At 66.1% G+C, this 17,486-nt stretch carries 11 protein-coding genes and 4 tRNA genes; 11 read left to right on the top strand and 4 right to left on the bottom strand.

Translation table 11 applies throughout. The features are described from left to right. Position 1 precedes the first annotated feature (1 nt). From MEU52_RS01625 to rlmB, 4 genes are all read right to left on the bottom strand, one after another. Positions 2-3,265, bottom strand: coding sequence for an autotransporter family protein (locus MEU52_RS01625; RefSeq protein ID WP_238121700.1), 3,264 nt, complete (start codon positions 3,263-3,265; stop codon positions 2-4). 198 nt (positions 3,266-3,463) lie between these two features. Beyond that, positions 3,464-3,538: transfer RNA gene (locus tag MEU52_RS01620), tRNA-Thr, on the bottom strand. A gap of 190 nt (positions 3,539-3,728) precedes the next feature. Further along, entirely contained in the window at positions 3,729-5,396 is a 1,668-nt protein-coding gene (locus tag MEU52_RS01615; RefSeq protein ID WP_238121701.1) for an MFS transporter, read from the bottom strand. A 309-nt stretch (positions 5,397-5,705) separates the two neighbouring features. Further along, entirely contained in the window at positions 5,706-6,563 is an 858-nt protein-coding gene (gene rlmB, locus MEU52_RS01610; RefSeq protein WP_238121702.1) for a 23S rRNA (guanosine(2251)-2'-O)-methyltransferase RlmB, read from the bottom strand. A 374-nt stretch (positions 6,564-6,937) separates the two neighbouring features. Between rlmB and MEU52_RS01605 the strand changes: the two genes are divergently transcribed. The 11 genes from MEU52_RS01605 (at position 6,938) to rpoB (ending at position 17,430) form a co-directional block, all read left to right on the top strand. Next, positions 6,938-7,022 (top strand) — tRNA-Tyr (locus MEU52_RS01605). Positions 7,023-7,088: 66 nt separating this feature from the next. Continuing rightward, positions 7,089-7,162: transfer RNA gene (locus MEU52_RS01600), tRNA-Gly, on the top strand. A gap of 131 nt (positions 7,163-7,293) precedes the next feature. Beyond that, positions 7,294-8,484 (top strand): elongation factor Tu, encoded by a 1,191-nt coding sequence (gene tuf, locus MEU52_RS01595; protein ID WP_238121703.1) that lies wholly within the window; start codon positions 7,294-7,296, stop codon positions 8,482-8,484. Positions 8,485-9,014: 530 nt separating this feature from the next. Continuing rightward, positions 9,015-9,091 (top strand) — tRNA-Trp (locus MEU52_RS01590). Positions 9,092-9,344: 253 nt separating this feature from the next. Beyond that, a complete protein-coding gene (secE, locus tag MEU52_RS01585) occupies positions 9,345-9,542 on the top strand; it encodes a preprotein translocase subunit SecE (protein WP_238121704.1) in 198 nt (65 codons plus the stop codon). An 18-nt stretch (positions 9,543-9,560) separates the two neighbouring features. Then, positions 9,561-10,094: a transcription termination/antitermination protein NusG gene (nusG, locus tag MEU52_RS01580; RefSeq protein ID WP_238121705.1), complete on the top strand. Its 534-nt coding sequence runs from the start codon at positions 9,561-9,563 to the stop codon at positions 10,092-10,094. A 178-nt stretch (positions 10,095-10,272) separates the two neighbouring features. Continuing rightward, a complete protein-coding gene (rplK, locus tag MEU52_RS01575; RefSeq protein ID WP_238121706.1) occupies positions 10,273-10,722 on the top strand; it encodes a 50S ribosomal protein L11 in 450 nt (149 codons plus the stop codon). A gap of 5 nt (positions 10,723-10,727) precedes the next feature. Further along, positions 10,728-11,426 carry a 50S ribosomal protein L1 gene (rplA, locus tag MEU52_RS01570; protein WP_238121707.1) on the top strand — a complete coding sequence of 233 codons (699 nt, stop codon included), beginning with the start codon at positions 10,728-10,730 and terminating at the stop codon, positions 11,424-11,426. Between the two features lie 674 nt (positions 11,427-12,100). Beyond that, the gene (gene rplJ / locus MEU52_RS01565) at positions 12,101-12,619 is read left to right on the top strand and encodes a 50S ribosomal protein L10 (RefSeq protein ID WP_238121708.1); all 519 of its coding nucleotides are present in this window, start codon (positions 12,101-12,103) and stop codon (positions 12,617-12,619) included. An 83-nt stretch (positions 12,620-12,702) separates the two neighbouring features. Continuing rightward, positions 12,703-13,080, top strand: a complete 378-nt coding sequence (rplL, locus tag MEU52_RS01560; RefSeq protein ID WP_238121709.1) for a 50S ribosomal protein L7/L12 — start codon at positions 12,703-12,705, stop codon at positions 13,078-13,080. 273 nt (positions 13,081-13,353) lie between these two features. After that, a complete protein-coding gene (rpoB, locus tag MEU52_RS01555) occupies positions 13,354-17,430 on the top strand; it encodes a DNA-directed RNA polymerase subunit beta (protein ID WP_238121710.1) in 4,077 nt (1,358 codons plus the stop codon). Positions 17,431-17,486 lie beyond the last annotated feature (56 nt).

Here is a 17,486-nt window from a genome sequence, read left to right as displayed (position 1 = left end):
CTCAGAACTGCAGCGTGAAGCCGCCCTCCACCGCGTTGATGGTGGTGCCGGCGGCCAACTGGCCGGAATAGGTCAGCCGCAGGCTGGCGGTCGCGCTGGGGCGCAGCCGAATGCCGGCCTCTACCAAGGCGGCATCTTCGGCAACGGGGGCGCCGGCGACGGTGAATGGGGCCAGCCCCGCCCCGAAGCCGAGGGTGGCCACCGGCTCCACATCGCCGAAGGCGTGCTGCCAGGCGAGCAGCCCCACCACCTCTACCGGCAGGCCCCACAGGGGGAGGGGCACGGCGGCGCGTGCCCCCAGGGTGGAAGAGGTGACGCCGGTCTGGCCGCCGAAGCCATGCAGCGCCGCCACGCCGCCCGTTTCCTGGAACGCGGACATGTCCACGTTCACATAGGCAAGCCCGGCGAACGGCGCGAGGCCCAGCTGGCCGAGGATCATATCATAGGTCACCTCGCCGAAGGCCTGCCCGGTGCGGGCATCGGAATCGGAATTGGCGACGCTGGTGAGCCCGGGAAACACCACGTTGCGGGTGGTGGACAGGTCGCTCCAGCTCATGAGGCCGCCGAGGGTGAGAGACCAGGGGCCAGAGCCAAGCGCGCCATAGGCCCCGACGTGATAGCTGTCGGCCGAGCCGGACGAGGCGAGGGACCCCGCCGTGTAGCTGGCGCCGCTGTAGCCCGCCGCCACGCCGAACCGCCAGCCGCCCGAGAAGGTGCGGTCATAGCCCACCAGCAGGCCGGCATTGCGGGTGCTGATGCTGGCGGTGTTGAGGGTGGCGCCGATGGAGCCGGTGTCGCCGAACGCTTCGGCCCAGAAGGCGCTCTGCGCTTCCGGGGGCCGGGCGGGTGTCGCCAGGGCCCGGGTGATGGGGCTGGTGATGGGGGCGGCGGCATAGGAGAGCGGAACGCGCTCCGCCGTCGGCACTGCGGCGTCGCCCAGGCGGGCATGATCGAGGATCGCTCGCCGCAGGGTGGTGCTCTGGTTGAGCAGCACCGTGGGCGTCGCGGCATGGATCTCGCCGGAGAGCGCGGTGAAGGCGCGGCGTGCCTGGGGGGCCGTCAGCACCGCCACATCCTGTGCCACCGGCGTGGCGTCAGGCAGCCGGTCCAGCGCCCCGGCCACCGATCGCTGGTTGCCCGTCGCGGCGGCGGTGGTGAAGGGTACGTCATTGCGCGTGATGTCCACGACGAGCGTGCGCGCGTCGATGTCCACCTGGGCCTCGAGGAACGGATAGAGCCCGCCGAAGGGGCCGCTGATGGCGCTGAAGCCGGAGCCGCCCACGGCCGTCTCCGAGGTCAGCAGGGTGAAACGCTCGAGCGACGGCGCGGCGCCCGCCGCCAGGGCGAGCGACAGCTCGGCGTCGTCGACGGTGATGGCGCCCTTGGCCTCCACCTTGTCGCTGGCGCCGGCGGTACTGAGCTCGATGGCCAGGATGGCGCCGGAGGTGAGGGCCAGGTCGCCATCGACTTTCAGGGTGCCGATGGACGCGCCGGGCGCGAGGGTGCCGGCCACCTCAGTGGCGCCCACCTCTCCGGTGCCCATGAGGGTGGCGCCGGCATGGATCTGCACATGGGCGGATGAAAAGTCGCCGGTGACGGCAAGCGTCGCGCCGTCATCTACATGGAAGCCGCCATCGGTGGCCCCGCTGCCGGTGAAGGCCCAGGTGCCGCTGCTCACATGCAGGGTGCCGTCGCCCGAGATGGTCCCGCCCCAGGTGGCGCTGCCTCCGGACCGCAGCGTGCCGCCCGCCGTGCCGATGTGGAGCGCGCGGTCCGGACTGGCGAAGCCTGTAGTGGTGCCAAGGGTGGCGCCCTCCAGCCAGACCCCTTCGCCGGCTGCGCCGAGCGCGCCGTCGCCGGTGACGTTCAAAGTCCCGTGGGCGACGAGGGTGCCGCCGCTATAGGTATTCAGCCCTTGAAGAACCAGGGTGCCGGGCCCTTCCACCCACAGGCCGTTGCCGCCGGAAAGGGTGCCGGAGAGCGCCGCCGTGGCCCCGTCCTCCACATGAAGGACGGCGTCGGAACCCAGCAGGAAGGGGCGGGAACTGGTGAAGCCATCCTTCAGGTGCAAGGTGGCATCAAGGCCCACCGATGTGCCGGCGGCGCCGCAGTCGGCATCGCTGTCCGGGTAGAAGTCGCCGTAGATGAGGCTCATGAGGGGGGCGAAGCCCAGGCGCCCGTTCACCGCATCGAAGGCGATGGTGTAGTATTGATAGATAAGCTGGCCGGTATTGCCGCGCGTCTCCGAGGTGACGTCGTAGCTGTCACCATTTTCCGCGTCGGACGTGGTGATGACCAGGGTGGGCAAGGAGCCGACCTGGACGGCAACGCTGTTGCCCGGCGCGATGCGGCCATCGGGCGAGAGAATGGCAGGATCCACCGCGCCATTGAAATGACCCACCGTCTGGCCGGTGTCGAGCAGGGCCTTGTCGCAGATGGGCGTCGCCCCATTCACCTGAAAGCAGGTGGCGACCGTGGTGTTCCAGGCCTTGGTGCCCGCCGGTGGCGATGAGGTGGTCGACGGGTCGAGGGGCTCGAAGATGAAGCCCGCGGTGTTCTCCGCGGTGAGGCCCACCGTGAGCACCGCATCGGCCGTGTTCCAGCCCTGGACGATGAAGCCGCTGGCGAAGTTTCCCGGCAGTTGCGCCAAGGGGTTGAACGGCAGATCGTTGGCGCCGCTGCCGAGGTTCTCATAGCCCACGCCCATGATGCCGGTGGTGCCGGTCGGCCAATGGCAGGCTGTAAGGTCCGTGGAGCCGTTGCAATGGGTCACATATTGGATGGCGATGGGCGCTGCGATGGTCAGCGCCGCGCCGTCCGGGGTGACGGCCTCGGTGAAGGTGACGTTCGCATAGGCGAGCCGGCCTTCGAGCTGCAGCCCGGAGCCATAGCCATAGGTGATGGTGATATCGGAAACCGTCACATCCGGCCCCACCGAAGTGGAGTTGAGCCGCAGGCCATTGGACCCGGTATCCAGCAGAACCTGGGTTTGCGCTCCGCCGCCCACCGAGACCGCCACGCTGGCGGACTGGCTGTCGAAATCCATGTGCAGCGGAATATAGGCGCTTTCGTCGGCCGCCAGCGCACCCACGGGCGAGAGGGTGAGAAGCCCCGCACCCAGGCTCGCGGTCGCGAGTAATACGGGCCTGCGCCCCGTGTGACTGGTTCGCCGCCGCTGTCGATTGATCTGCCCGCCCACCAGGCCCGTCTCCCGCCCCTGAGCAGGTAACGTAGCGTCCTCGTCGGGCGAATCAACACGAGTCATAGTCGAAACCGGATCTTGAGCGGTCTTGATGCAGCTGACAGACGTATCTACGGTCGCGCCGCGCGAATGTCGTGACCTCGTGATTGTGTCACCGCGCATTCATCTTGGCAGATCCGGCGTCGGCCGGTCGGGAACCGCGGAGTGGCGCAGGCCGCGCCTTCCGACAACCGTTTCAACGCCGCCCTCAGAGGGTGAAAATGGTGCCGGCTGAGGGGATCGAACCCCCGACCTTCGGTTTACAAAACCGCTGCACTACCGCTGTGCTAAGCCGGCATTCCGGTGAGCCAGGCTGGCCTCGGATCGTCCAAAGCTCTAGCAGCGGTGCCCGGCGGGAACAAGACCGGGACTGGCGTGTCCCATGGTGGTTCACGTCCCATGGCCGGTCATGTCTCACCGACGGATGAAAACGGCCCCGCGCGGGGCGGGGCCGTTTCCGGAACAGGTCAGACCGGCGCTGCGGCTGTCAGTGCCAGTGATCGATGTTGCGATCCTTGGTCTCCGGCATGAACAGGAGGCCGATGACGAAGGTCATCAGCGCGATCACGATCGGGTACCACAGGCCGTAGTAGATATCGCCGGTGGCGGCCACCATGGCGAAGGAGGTGGCCGGCAGCAGGCCGCCGAACCAGCCGTTGCCGATGTGATAGGGCAGCGACATGGAGGTGTAGCGGATGCGGGCAGGGAAGAGCTCCACCAGCGCCGCCGCGATCGGCCCGTAGACCATGGTCACGAACAGCACCAGGATGAACAGCAGTCCGATCACCGCCGCCACCTGTGGGCGGAAGATGTCGAACGGATGCGCCATCTTCACGACCTCTTTATTGGTGGCGGTGGTGGGATAGCCCGCCGCCTGCAGGGCGGCGCTGGCGGTCTTGGCGAAGTCGGGCCCGTAGGGCACCACCTCATTGTTGATCCTCAACTCTACCGGCGTGCCGGCGGGGGCCGCGGTGGTGGCGTACTTCACGCCCGCTTTCGCCAGGAAGTCACGGGCGAGATCGCACGGCGCCGAATAGATGCGGGTGCCCACCGGATTGAAGAGGGAGCCGCATTCGCCGGGACTGGCCACCACGCTCACCCGCACCGTCTGCACCGCCCGTTCCAGCGGCGGATTGGCATAGGTGGTGATGAGGTTGAACAGCGGGAAATAGCTCGCCGCCGCCACCAGGCAGCCGGCCAGGATGATGGGCTTGCGGCCGATCTTGTCCGACAGCCAGCCAAAGAACACGAAGAAGCCCGTGCCGAACACCAGCGACCACGCGATCAGCAGGTTGGAGGTATAACCGTCCACCTTCAGAATGCTCTGCAGGAAGAACAGGGCGTAGAACTGGCCCGTGTACCAGACGACGCCCTGGCCGGCGACGAGGCCGAACAAGGCGATCAGCACGATCTTGAGGTTGCCCCAATGGCCGAACGCCTCCGACAGCGGCGCCTTGGAAGTGGTGCCTTCTTCCTTCATGCGCTTGAAGGTCGGTGATTCGGACAGTTGCAGTCGGATCCACACCGAGACGCCCAGCAGCAGCACCGACACCAGGAATGGCACGCGCCAGCCCCAGGTGCGGAATGCTTCCTCTCCGGTCAGCGTGCGGGTGAACAGGATGACGATCAGCGACAGGAACAGGCCGAGGGTGGCCGTGGTCTGGATCCACGAGGTGTAGAAGCCGCGCCGCCCATGGGGGGCGTGTTCGGCCACATAGGTGGCGGCGCCACCATATTCGCCGCCGAGGGCCAAGCCCTGCAGCAGGCGCAGCGCGATCAGGATGACCGGTGCGGCGATGCCGATGGAGGCGGCATTGGGCAGGATGCCGACGATGAAGGTCGACAGGCCCATGATCAGAATGGTGACGAGGAAGGTGTATTTGCGCCCGACGAGATCCCCCAGCCGGCCGAAGACCAGCGCGCCGAAGGGGCGAACCAGAAAGCCGGCGGCGAAGGCCAGCAATGCGAAGATGTCACGGGTGCCCGGCGGATAGGCCGAGAAGAATTGCGCGCCGATGATGGCGGCCAGTGACCCGTAAAGATAAAAATCATACCACTCAAAGACGGTGCCCAGTGACGAGGCGAAGATGACCTTCTTCTCCTCGCGGGTCATGGGGCGCGGCGGTGCGGCCGCTGTCGCGGTCGTGATGCTCATGGACATGTCCTCCCACGTCGGTACCACGCGCATCTTTCGGCGCGAGGCTTGAGCCAGGCTGTGCACTGCCGCAGCGGGCCGACGTCGGGCCATGTCAATACATCCGCGCGCCACGAGGGCGCCGGTGACGGGGCGTTCCTCAGTTGGCTCACCTTTCCACTATTTTGGCGTGTGGTTCGGCGGCGCAGGGCGCTTTTGCGCCTGGTCACCATTCTGGCGAAAGAATGGCGCTACGACGATAGTCTATTGGTCTTAGGTGCAATGCCGCAACGGGAGGGTGGCGGTATCGAGGGGGCGCTTGTGCGCCTCTCAGCGGCTCCGCAGGGCCTGGCGCGCCATGCCGAGCGACAGGGCGGCGGCATTGGAGACGTTGAGGCTCTTGATGACGCCGGGCAGATCGATTCGCGCCAGCACATCGCATGTCTCGCGGGTGAGCTGACGCAGGCCCTTGCCCTCGGCGCCCAGCACCAGGGCGAGGGGCGCCCGCAGCGGCGTGTCAGCGAGATCGGCCGCGCCCTCGCTGTCGAGCCCCACCACCAGCATGCCGTTGTCCTTGAGCTCGTTGAGGGCGCGGGCGAGATTCTGCACCAGGCAGATGGGCACATGCTCAAGCCCGCCGGACGCGCTCTTGGCGAGCACGCCGGTGGCGGCGGGGCTGTGCCGCGCGGTGGTGACGATGGCGGAGACCGCGAACGCCGCCGCCGAGCGCACGATGGCCCCCACATTGTGGGGGTCGGTGATCTGGTCGAGCACCAGCACCAGGTCGGTCTTGGCGATGTCCTTGAGCCGGGGGGAGGGCAGGTGGTCCACCTCCGCCAGCAGCCCCTGGTGCACCGCATCGGGCCCGAGCAGCTTGTCGATCTCCGAAGGCCGCACGATCTCGGGCGCGACGGGTAGCGGGAGGTTGGATTCGGCCAGGCGGTTCACCGCATTCTCGGTGGCGAGGATCTTGCGGAAGCGGCGCTGCGGATTGGCGAGCGCCTCGGCCACTGTGTGCCAACCATAGAGCAGGGCGACATCGTCCTCGCCCGCCCAGGTCGGGGCCCCGCCCCTGCCGGAGCGACCACGGCCGCCGGGCGCGGCGTGGGGCTTGCCGCCGAACTTGCCGGCAAACGGGCGGCGGCCGCCAGGGCCACGCGGGGGGCGGGAAGACGATGGATCGGACATGAGCGAGGCTTTGTCAGAGCCGGGCGCACGGCGCAAGAGGGCAGAGGCAAAGAGGGCAGACGCGAGAGGGCCGACGCGAGAGGACCCATGCCGGTGGGCCGGGGCGACTGCGTCGTTGACGCTTCCCGCCTGCGTGCCGGCAGCAGGCCAGGAGCCTTCCGGCGTCGTCCACAGGCTTCTCCACCGGCGGCGATTTGCGGTTGACTTGCGGCCGGCTGGCTTACATAAAGCCGCTCCTCGGACGGCGGTTTGAGCCAGCTCGTCGCCGTCCCAGCCAGTGCCCGCTCCTTGCGAGATCGCGGTTGCGACACACTGGCTCACATAGCGGAGTTGCAGTGGAGTGGCCTTTGGTCGATCCAATGCGATGACGGGGCGGAGGGGTGCCCGAGTGGTTAAAGGGGACGGACTGTAAATCCGTTGGCTCTGCCTACGTTGGTTCGAATCCAACCCCCTCCACCACCCGTCAATCCGAAAGACAGAAGCCGGGGCGACGAGCGTTCGGTTTCGGGCCTCGTTCCCGGTTAAGCGGGTGTAGCTCAATGGTAGAGCAGCAGCCTTCCAAGCTGAATACGAGGGTTCGATTCCCTTCACCCGCTCCATTCTTTTCCTGATTCGCGCGATAGGCGCAGGCCCGGCGACGCGGGGCTCTTGCATCCGCGCGCGAAACCACCTATCCCACGGCGGCTTTTTTTGCGGCCCGCGCGGGCGCCCGACCGAGTGAGAGAGAACGATGGCCAAAGAGAAGTTTAACCGTTCGAAGCCGCACTGCAACATCGGCACCATTGGTCACGTTGACCATGGCAAGACCTCGCTGACCGCTGCGATCACCAAGGTTCTGGCCGAGACCGGCGGCGCCACCTTCACCGCCTACGACCAGATCGACAAGGCGCCGGAAGAGAAGGCCCGCGGCATCACCATCTCCACCGCCCACGTGGAGTATGAGACCCAGAACCGCCACTACGCGCACGTCGACTGCCCCGGGCACGCCGACTATGTGAAGAACATGATCACCGGCGCGGCCCAGATGGACGGCGCGATCCTGGTGGTGTCCGCCGCCGACGGCCCGATGCCGCAGACCCGCGAGCACATCCTGCTCGCCCGTCAGGTCGGCGTGCCGGCCCTGGTGGTGTTCCTGAACAAGTGCGACATGGTCGACGATCCGGAGCTGCTGGAGCTGGTCGAGATGGAGGTGCGTGAGCTCCTCTCCAAGTACGACTTCCCCGGCGACGACATCCCGATCGTGCGCGGCTCGGCCCTGGTGGCCCTCGAGAACGGCGACCCCGTGCTCGGCCGTGACGCCGTCCTGGAGCTCATGACCCAGGTCGACGCCTACATCCCGCAGCCGGAGCGTCCTGTGGACCTGCCGTTCCTGATGCCGATCGAGGACGTGTTCTCGATCTCCGGCCGTGGCACCGTTGTGACCGGTCGCGTGGAGCGCGGCATCATCAAGGTCGGCGAGGAAGTGGAAATCGTCGGCATCCGTCCCACCGTGAAGACCACGGTGACCGGCGTCGAAATGTTCCGCAAGCTGCTCGACCAGGGTCAGGCCGGTGACAACGTCGGCATCCTGCTGCGTGGTACCAAGCGCGAGGACGTGGAGCGTGGCCAGGTGGTGTGCAAGCCCGGCTCGGTGAAGCCCCACACCAAGTTCAAGGCCGAAGCCTACATCCTGACCAAGGAAGAGGGCGGTCGTCACACGCCGTTCTTCACCAACTACCGCCCGCAGTTCTACTTCCGCACCACGGACGTGACCGGCGTGTGCACCCTGCCGGAAGGCACCGAGATGGTGATGCCCGGCGATAACGTGTCCATGGACGTGGCGCTGATCGTGCCGATCGCCATGGAAGAGAAGCTGCGCTTCGCCATCCGTGAAGGCGGTCGTACCGTCGGCGCCGGCGTGGTGGCCTCCATCATCGAGTGAGGCCTCGCGGTGGGCCTCCGGTTCACCTTTGGCATTGGGAAGGGGCGGCGCCTGTGCGCCGCCCTTTTCTTTTGCGGCGGTGTTTCGCTGGCGGCGCCGGCCGCGGCGGAGACGCGCTGCCCGGAGCGGCCATCCTGCCAGGGCTGCGGCTGCAAGGGCGGGCCGGGCTATCGTGGTCCGGACGGGCGATGTGTCAGTTTCAAGAATCTGGAGCGCGTGTGCGGCCAGCCGCCGGGCCCGCCCTGTGTGTTCGAGAATGCGCCCGGAACGGGGGCGAATCGCGCCTGTACCCTGGGTGAGGCCGATGCCGCGACCTCGCCGCGCCGCCGGCCGGCCGTCCCGGCGCCTTGAGTGGCGCGACTTTGCCGGCGCGCGCCTGGGGATGGCGCCGATGCGGCGACGCGATCCCCTTTACAGGCGATCCGCATCCCTCTAAAGACACGTCACCGATGCGCTGGGTCGCTTCCCGGCGCGGTGGGCTTTACCCTCGAATGCAGCGCCTTACAGGCCGCGCAGACGAGGGCCGGCCTAGGAGTGTAGCTCAACTGGTTAGAGCACCGGTCTCCAAAACCGGGGGTTGGGGGTTCGAGTCCCTCCACTCCTGCCATTTTCCGGAACAGGGTTCCGGTGGGTGGTGGGCAGCGCGGCGGTTCAGGGAATGATCCACGCCCGGGGCATTGGCCCGCGATCGGATCGATTTTCCTTCAACCCGGTTCGGTTCAGCGTTCGCGGCCTTCCGAAATCGGGCCCTGAGGGCTATTGGGTTTGGCGAAGGTGTGCGGCGCAATCGGGCCTGCCACCATCGAACAGGGAGAGGTGGCGGTCACCGGGGCATGCCTCAAGGAGCCGTCCTGTGGCACATGGCGAAGAACAGTCCTGTCGAGTTCTTTCAGCAGGTCCGTGCCGAAACGGCGAAGGTGACCTGGCCGAGCCGGCGCGAGACGCTGATCACCACCGCCATGGTGTTCGCCATGGTGTTTCTCGCCGCCATCTTTTTCCTGGTCGTCGATCAGGTCATTCGTTTTGGCGTCTCCACGCTCCTCACTCTTGGGCAGTGAGGCGGAAGGGAGGCAACCATGGCGAAGCGCTGGTACATCGTTCACGCTTATTCCAACTTCGAGAAGAAGGTCGCTGACTCGATTCGCGAGCAGGCGGAGCAGCGGGGTCTCACCGATCTGTTCGAGCAGATCATGGTGCCGACCGAAAAGGTGGTGGAGGTGCGCCGCGGCCGGAAGGTCGATACGGAGCGCAAGTTCTTCCCCGGCTATGTGCTGGTGAAGATGGACCTCACCGACGAGGCCTTCCATCTCATCAAGAACACCCCGAAGGTCACCGGCTTCCTGGGTGCCGACAACAAGCCCATGCCGATCTCCGAGGGCGAGGCCATGCGCATCCTGCAGCAGGTGCAGGAAGGCATTGAGCGGCCGAAGCCCTCCATTTCGTTCGAGGTGGGCGAGACGGTGAAGGTCGCCGATGGTCCGTTCGCGTCCTTCAACGGCATCGTGGAAGAGGTGGACGACACCCGCTCGCGTCTCAAGGTGGCGGTGTCCATCTTCGGCCGCGCGACGCCGGTGGAGCTCGAATTCAATCAGGTTGAGAAGGTCGCCTGATCCAGTTTCGGCCGTGCTTCGGTGCGGCTGGATGCGGCGCAAGTCGCAAGTCGGCGTCCCTTCGGGGGTGCCAGCGTGGGAGGGGATGGCGCGTCTCGCCAAGCGCGCCGCGAACCGCACCACGCATCCCTGTCGCGCTGGCTTCTGCCGGCGTCCGGCTTAGTTGGGAGAAGTTGAAATGGCGAAGAAAATTGCAGGTTTCATCAAGCTGCAGGTGCCCGCCGGCAGCGCCAATCCGGCCCCGCCGATTGGTCCCGCGCTGGGTCAGCGCGGTCTCAACATCATGGAGTTCTGCAAGGCGTTCAACGCGCAGACCGCCCAGATGGAAAAGGGCATGCCCATCCCGGTGGTGATCACCGCCTACCAGGATCGTTCCTTCACCTTCGAGATGAAGACTCCGCCGGTCTCCTACTTCCTGAAGAAGGCCGCTGGCCTCGACACCAAGAAGAAGCCCGGCTCCGGTTCGAAGACCCCCGGCAAGGGCGGCTTCGCCGGCAAGGTCACCCGCGCTCAGCTCGCGGAGATCGCCGAGAAGAAGATGAAGGATCTGAACTGTGACTCCGTCGAGGCGGCCGTTCAGATGATCGAAGGTTCGGCCCGGTCCATGGGCCTTGAGGTTCAGGGGTGAGCGCCATGGCAAATCAGGGCAAGCGCATCCGTGCCGCGCATGAAGGCATCGACCACGTCAAGCTCTACGGGCTCGACGAGGCCATCGCGCTCCTGAAGGAGCGGTCCACCGCCAAGTTCGACGAGACCATCGAGGTCGCGATGAATCTCGGCGTCGATCCCCGCCACGCGGACCAGATGGTGCGTGGCGTGTGCAACCTGCCGAACGGCTCCGGCCGGACCGTGCGGGTGGCCGTGTTCGCCCGTGGCGCCAAGGCCGACGAGGCCAAGGCGGCGGGCGCCGACATCGTGGGCGCCGAGGACCTGCTGGAGACCATCCAGGGCGGCACCATCGATTTCGATCGCTGCATCGCCACCCCGGACCTGATGCCGCTGGTCGGTCGTCTGGGTAAGGTGCTCGGCCCGCGCGGCCTGATGCCGAACCCCAAGGTCGGCACCGTCACCATGGACGTGAAGGGCGCCGTTGGCGCTGCGAAGGGCGGCGCGGTGGAGTTCCGCGTGGAGAAGGCCGGCATCATCCACGCCGGCGTGGGCAAGGCCTCCTTCTCCACCGAGAAGCTCGCCGAGAACATCCGCGCTTTCGCGGATGCGGTGGTCAAGGCCAAGCCGACCGGCGCCAAGGGCACCTATGTGCAGCGCATCGCCGTGTCGTCCACCATGGGCCCGGGCATCAAGGTGGAGCCCTCCACCGTGCTGACCGCCTGATCGGCACACCAAGTCGGGCCTGAGGCCGCAGCGTTCCATGCGCTGCGGCCTCGGTCGTTTGATCGGCGTGCCGGGCCTTCGCGCCGGGCACGCGCCGTCGCCGCACCGAGAGGGGCGGGCGGCGGTTAGCGAAAAATGTGCCAAGGGACGTGACAAGCGGGGCCCGAGGCATTATATGGGCTGTTTCCTAGCCGGCATGCCGGCGGGAAGAGGATTTGAGCTTCCCCCTTGACCGGGTGGAAGGGCTGGGAGGGTTCGCCCGCCCGGCCTTATCGTCTGTCTCGATGGTGATTCTTAACGGAATCTCTCGCGAGACGGTCGAAGGTCCTGTCCGAGACTGCAGGTGTCGGTGTCGCCGCAAGGTCGGCATCGGTTTAAATCTCATGGCCCGGCTTGGTGTCGGGTGGCGGGAGCCCGCATAGACGGGGAAAACCGGAATTCAGGTCGGTGGTCGCTGTGGCGGTCACTGAAGAGATCGGTTCGAACCAGCGCCTTGTGTTCCATGTCGAGCCTCGAGCTTCGTCGGGATCCGAGGGGACAGGGCATGAGCGCCGCGCGCTGCGGTCGGCATGCCGTTCTAGAACGGGTCGGCCGCAACGGGCGGCAAGGCGCAACCGGTGGAATTTCGCTCCGCAAGGAGTGGCGTTCCGCCACAGGCTTAAAGAGAGCCAGACGTGGATCGAGCGGAAAAACAAGAGCTCGTCACGACGCTCACGGAAGTGTTCAAGACCACTTCCGTCGTCGTGGTCGCCCACTATTCCGGTCTCACCGTGGCCCAGATGTCGAAACTTCGTCGGCAGATGAAGGCTGAGGGTGCGACCGTGAAGGTGGCCAAGAACCGCCTCGCCAAGATCGCTCTGGAAGGCTCCGACGTCGCCCATGTGGCGTCCCTTCTCAAGGGACCGACCTTGATCGCTTATTCGAGCGATCCGGTGGTGGCGCCGAAGGTTGCTGTCGAGTTCGCCAAGGCCAACGACAAGTTCGTGATCCTTGGTGGTGCGATGGGCACCACGCCCCTGAATGCAGATGGTGTGAAGGCGCTTGCCACCATGCCGTCTCTGGACGAACTGCGCGCGAAGCTGGTTGGCCTCATCCAGGCCCCGGCGACCAAGATCGCCCAGCTCTCCACCGCGCCGGCGGCGAAGCTCGCCCGCGTGTTCGGGGCTTATGCCAAACAGGACGAAGCTGCGTGAGGCCCGGGCGGCCCGGATGCGCATCCGTGGCGGCCTGATCTCGCAAATCTCGAAATCGAACCTATCTCTTAAGGAAGAATCCCATGGCTGACCTGACCAAGCTCGTTGACGAGCTCTCCGCCCTCACCGTGCTCGAGGCCGCCGAGCTCGCGAAGCTCCTCGAAGAGAAGTGGGGCGTCTCCGCCGCTGCCGCCGTGGCCGTGGCTGCCGCTCCCGGCGCTGGCGTTGCTGCCGCCGCGGTGGAAGAGCAGACCGAGTTCACCGTTGTCCTGGCTTCCGCCGGCGACAAGAAGATCGAGGTCATCAAGGAAGTGCGCGCCATCACCGGTCTCGGCCTGAAGGAGGCCAAGGATCTGGTGGAAGGCGCTCCGAAGCCCGTCAAGGAAGGCGTGGCCAAGGACGAGGCTGAGAAGCTTAAGGCCCAGCTCGAGAAGGCTGGCGCCAAGGTCGAGCTCAAGTGAGCCTTTGACGTTCGCGCTCCGGGCCTCGGCCCGGAGCGCTTTCGGAAGGGGTCGTCCGGGCCGGTGGTCAGGGCGATGGAGTGAGAGAGACGGTTCTCCCGGCCGCCGGTGGGCAAATCCCCGGCGGCCGGGAGAGCCGTCATGGCGCTGGAGAGGGATGGCGTGCGCGCCCCCACCTCTTCAGGCCGACGGTGAAGTGGTTCCGGTGCCGGCGCGGCGAGCCCTCAAAGCAGGGTGCCGGCCCGAATGGGACCTGGACGGACGAGGATCGAGATGGCGCAAACGTTCACCGGTCGTAAGCGGATCCGCAAGTTCTTCGGGAAGATCAAGGAAGTGGCTGAGATGCCGAACCTCATCGAGGTTCAGAAGGCATCCTACGACCAGTTCCTTCAGATTGAGGAACCCAAGGGCGGGCGCGACGACGACGGCCTGCAGGCGGTGTTCAAGTCTGTATTCCCCATCTCCGATTTCTCTGGCGCATCGATGCTCGAATTCGTGCGCTACGAGTTCGAGCCGCCGAAATATGACGTGGACGAGTGCCGCCAGCGTGGCATGACCTTTGCCGCCCCGCTGAAGGTCACGCTGCGCCTGATCGTGTTCGATGTGGATCCGGATACCGGCGCCAAGTCGGTCAAGGACATCAAGGAACAGGACGTCTACACCGGCGACATTCCGCTGATGACCATGAACGGCACGTTCATCGTCAACGGCACGGAGCGCGTCATCGTCTCGCAGATGCACCGCTCGCCGGGCGTGTTCTTCGACCACGACAAGGGCAAGACCCACTCTTCGGGCAAGCTGCTGTTCGCGGCCCGCATCATTCCCTATCGCGGCTCCTGGCTCGACATCGAGTTCGACGCCAAGGACATCGTCTATGCGCGCATCGACCGGCGCCGCAAGATTCCGGTCACCAGCCTGCTGCTGGCCCTCGGCCTCGACGCTGAAGAGATCCTGGATACCTTCTATGAGAAGATCCAGTTCTCCCGCGACAAGGGCGCTTGGCGCATGCCGTTCGATCCCAAGCGGATGAAGGGCTACAAGGCCGTTGCCGATCTGATCGACGCGGACACCGGCGAAGTGGTGCTGGAGGCGGGCAAGAAGCTCACCGTCCGCGCCGCCCGTCAGCTGGCCGAGAAGGGCCTCAAGGCCCTCAAGATCTCCGACGAGGAGATGGTGGGCCAGTATGTGGCCGAGGATCTGGTGGATCTGCAGACCGGCGAGATCCATCTGGAGGCCGGTGATGAGCTGACCGAGAAGAACCTCAAGCAGCTTGAGGAGCTCGGTTACGACGAGATCCCGATCCTCGACATCGACCACGTCAATACCGGCGCTTATATCCGTAACACCCTGGCGGCCGACAAGAACGTGACCCGCGAGGATGCGCTCTTCGACATCTACCGCGTGATGCGCCCCGGTGAGCCGCCGACCATCGATTCGGCGCAGGCCATGTTCCATTCGCTGTTCTTCGATGCGGAGCGCTACGACCTCTCCGCCGTGGGTCGCGTGAAGATGAACATGCGCCTCGACCTCGATTGCCCCGACACCGTGCGCGTGCTGCGCCGCGAGGACATCCTCGCCGTCATCAAGACGCTGGTGGAGCTGCGCGATGGCAAGGGCGAGATCGACGACATCGACCACCTGGGCAACCGCCGCGTGCGCTCCGTGGGCGAGCTCATGGAGAACCAGTACCGCGTCGGCCTGCTGCGGATGGAGCGCGCCATCAAGGAGCGCATGTCGTCCGTCGACATCGACACCGTGATGCCGCAGGACCTCATCAACGCCAAGCCGGTGGCGGCTGCGGTGCGCGAGTTCTTCGGCTCCTCGCAGCTGTCGCAGTTTATGGACCAGACCAACCCGCTCTCCGAGATCACCCACAAGCGGCGTCTCTCGGCCCTGGGCCCGGGCGGTCTGACCCGTGAGCGTGCCGGCTTCGAAGTGCGCGACGTGCACCCGACCCACTACGGCCGCATCTGCCCCATCGAGACGCCGGAAGGCCCGAATATCGGCCTCATCAACTCGCTGGCGACCTTCGCCCGCGTGAATAAGTACGGCTTCATCGAGGCGCCCTATCGCCGGGTGGTGGACAGCAAGGTCACCGACGAGGTGGTTTATCTGTCGGCCATGGAGGAGGGGAAGTACTACGTCGCCCAGGCGAACGTGCCCCTCGATACCGACGGCAAGTTCACCGAGGACCTCATCATCTGCCGCCACGCCGGCGACGTGCTGATGGTCTCCCCGGACCGTGTGGACTTCATGGACGTGTCGCCGAAGCAGCTGGTTTCGGTGGCGGCGGCGCTCATCCCGTTCCTTGAGAACGATGACGCGAACCGCGCGCTCATGGGCTCGAACATGCAGCGTCAGGCTGTGCCTCTGGTGCGCTCGCAGGCGCCGCTGGTGGGCACCGGCATGGAAGCCGTGGTCGCCCGCGACTCGGGTGCGGCCATCGCCGCGCGCCGCACCGGCATCATTGATCAGGTGGACGCCACCCGTATCGTGATCCGTGCCACCGAGGAACCGGACCCGTCCAAGTCGGGCGTGGACATCTATCGGCTGATGAAGTTCCAGCGCTCCAACCAGTCCACCTGCATCAACCAGCGTCCGCTGGTGCGGGTGGGCGACCAGGTGCGTAAGGGCGACATCATCGCCGATGGCCCGTCCACCGAGCTGGGCGATCTGGCGCTCGGCCGGAACGTGCTGGTCGCGTTCATGCCGTGGAACGGCTACAATTACGAAGACTCCATCCTGCTCTCCGAGAACATCGTCAAGGACGACGTGTTCACCTCGATCCATCTCGAGGAGTTCGAGTGCATGGCCCGCGATACCAAGCTTGGGCCGGAGGAAATCACCCGCGATATTCCCAACGTCTCGGAAGAGGCGCTGAAGAATCTCGACGAGGCGGGCATCGTCTACATCGGCGCCGAGGTGAACGCCGGCGACATCCTGGTGGGCAAGATCACCCCCAAGGGCGAGAGCCCGATGACCCCGGAAGAGAAGCTGCTGCGCGCCATCTTCGGCGAGAAGGCGGCGGACGTGCGCGATACCTCCCTGCGGCTGCCCCCCGGCACCAAGGGAACCATCGTCGAGGTCCGGGTGTTCAACCGCCATGGCGTGGACAAGGACGAGCGTGCGCTGGCCATCGAGCGCGAGGAGATCGAGCGGCTCGCCAAGGACCGCGACGACGAGCAGGCGATCCTGGACCGCAACGTCTACGGCCGTCTCACCGAGATCCTCGACGGCAGGACCGCCATCGCCGGCCCCAAGGGCTTCAAGAAGGACAGCGTGGTGACCCGCGATGTCCTCGGCGAGTTCCCGCGGTCGCAGTGGTGGCTGTTCGCTGTGGCGGACGACGCCATCATGAGCGAGCTGGAGGCCATCCGCGCGCAGTATGACGAGTCGAAGAAGCGTCTTGAGCAGCGCTTCCTCGATAAGGTGGAGAAGCTGCAGCGCGGTGACGAACTGCCGCCCGGCGTGATGAAGATGGTGAAGGTCTTCGTCGCGGTGAAGCGCAAGATCCAGCCGGGCGACAAGATGGCCGGCCGCCATGGCAACAAGGGCGTGGTCTCGCGGATCGTGCCGGTGGAAGACATGCCGTTCCTGGAGGACGGCACCAATGTCGACATCGTGCTGAACCCGCTGGGCGTGCCCTCGCGCATGAACGTCGGACAGATCCTTGAGACGCATCTGGGCTGGGCCTGCGCCGGGCTCGGCAAGCAGGTGGCGGCGGCGGTGGAAGCCTATTACGGCAACCAGGACCTGAAGCCTCTGCGCTCGCGGCTTGAGACCATCTACGGCAAGCCGGAGATCGATGCCCTCAAGGACGAGGAATTGCCCGAGCTGGGCGAGAACCTCCGCAAGGGTGTGCCGATCGCGACCCCGGTGTTCGACGGGGCCCACGAAGACGACATCGAGCATTCGCTGGAGATGGCGGGTCTCGATCCGTCGGGCCAGTCGACCCTGTTCGACGGGCGCACGGGCGAGCCGTTCGATCGTAAGGTCACGGTGGGCTACATCTACATGCTTAAGCTCCACCACCTGGTCGACGACAAGATCCACGCCCGTTCGATCGGTCCCTACTCGCTGGTGACCCAGCAGCCGCTGGGCGGCAAGGCGCAGTTCGGTGGCCAGCGCTTCGGCGAAATGGAGGTGTGGGCTCTCGAAGCCTACGGCGCCGCCTATACGCTGCAGGAGATGCTGACCGTGAAGTCGGACGACGTGGCTGGCCGCACCAAGGTCTATGAGGCCATCGTGCGTGGCGAGGACACGTTCGAGAGCGGTATTCCCGAGAGCTTCAACGTGCTCGTGAAGGAAATGCGCTCGCTCGGCCTCAACGTCGATCTCGAGAACACCTGACGGGGGCTCGCCCCCGTCGCTCCGCCCCCCGGCGGACGGCCTGACCGGCGATCGTG

The organism is Xanthobacter sp. NM-25, assembly GCF_022138605.1.
GTDB lineage: Bacteria > Pseudomonadota > Alphaproteobacteria > Rhizobiales > Xanthobacteraceae > Xanthobacter.
This window is presented reverse-complemented; position numbering and strand designations above follow the sequence as displayed.

Bases quoted from the DNA above. Each gene is read 5' to 3' on its own strand.
- MEU52_RS01625 (WP_238121700.1), bottom strand. From the start codon at position 3,265: ATGACTCGTGTTGATTCGCCCGACGAGGACGCTACGTTACCTGCTCAG.
- MEU52_RS01615 (WP_238121701.1), bottom strand. From the start codon at position 5,396: ATGAGCATCACGACCGCGACAGCGGCCGCACCGCCGCGCCCCATGACC.
- rlmB (WP_238121702.1), bottom strand. From the start codon at position 6,563: ATGTCCGATCCATCGTCTTCCCGCCCCCCGCGTGGCCCTGGCGGCCGC.
- tuf (WP_238121703.1), top strand. From the start codon at position 7,294: ATGGCCAAAGAGAAGTTTAACCGTTCGAAGCCGCACTGCAACATCGGC.
- secE (WP_238121704.1), top strand. From the start codon at position 9,345: ATGGCGAAGAACAGTCCTGTCGAGTTCTTTCAGCAGGTCCGTGCCGAA.
- nusG (WP_238121705.1), top strand. From the start codon at position 9,561: ATGGCGAAGCGCTGGTACATCGTTCACGCTTATTCCAACTTCGAGAAG.
- rplK (WP_238121706.1), top strand. From the start codon at position 10,273: ATGGCGAAGAAAATTGCAGGTTTCATCAAGCTGCAGGTGCCCGCCGGC.
- rplA (WP_238121707.1), top strand. From the start codon at position 10,728: ATGGCAAATCAGGGCAAGCGCATCCGTGCCGCGCATGAAGGCATCGAC.
- rplL (WP_238121709.1), top strand. From the start codon at position 12,703: ATGGCTGACCTGACCAAGCTCGTTGACGAGCTCTCCGCCCTCACCGTG.
- rpoB (WP_238121710.1), top strand. From the start codon at position 13,354: ATGGCGCAAACGTTCACCGGTCGTAAGCGGATCCGCAAGTTCTTCGGG.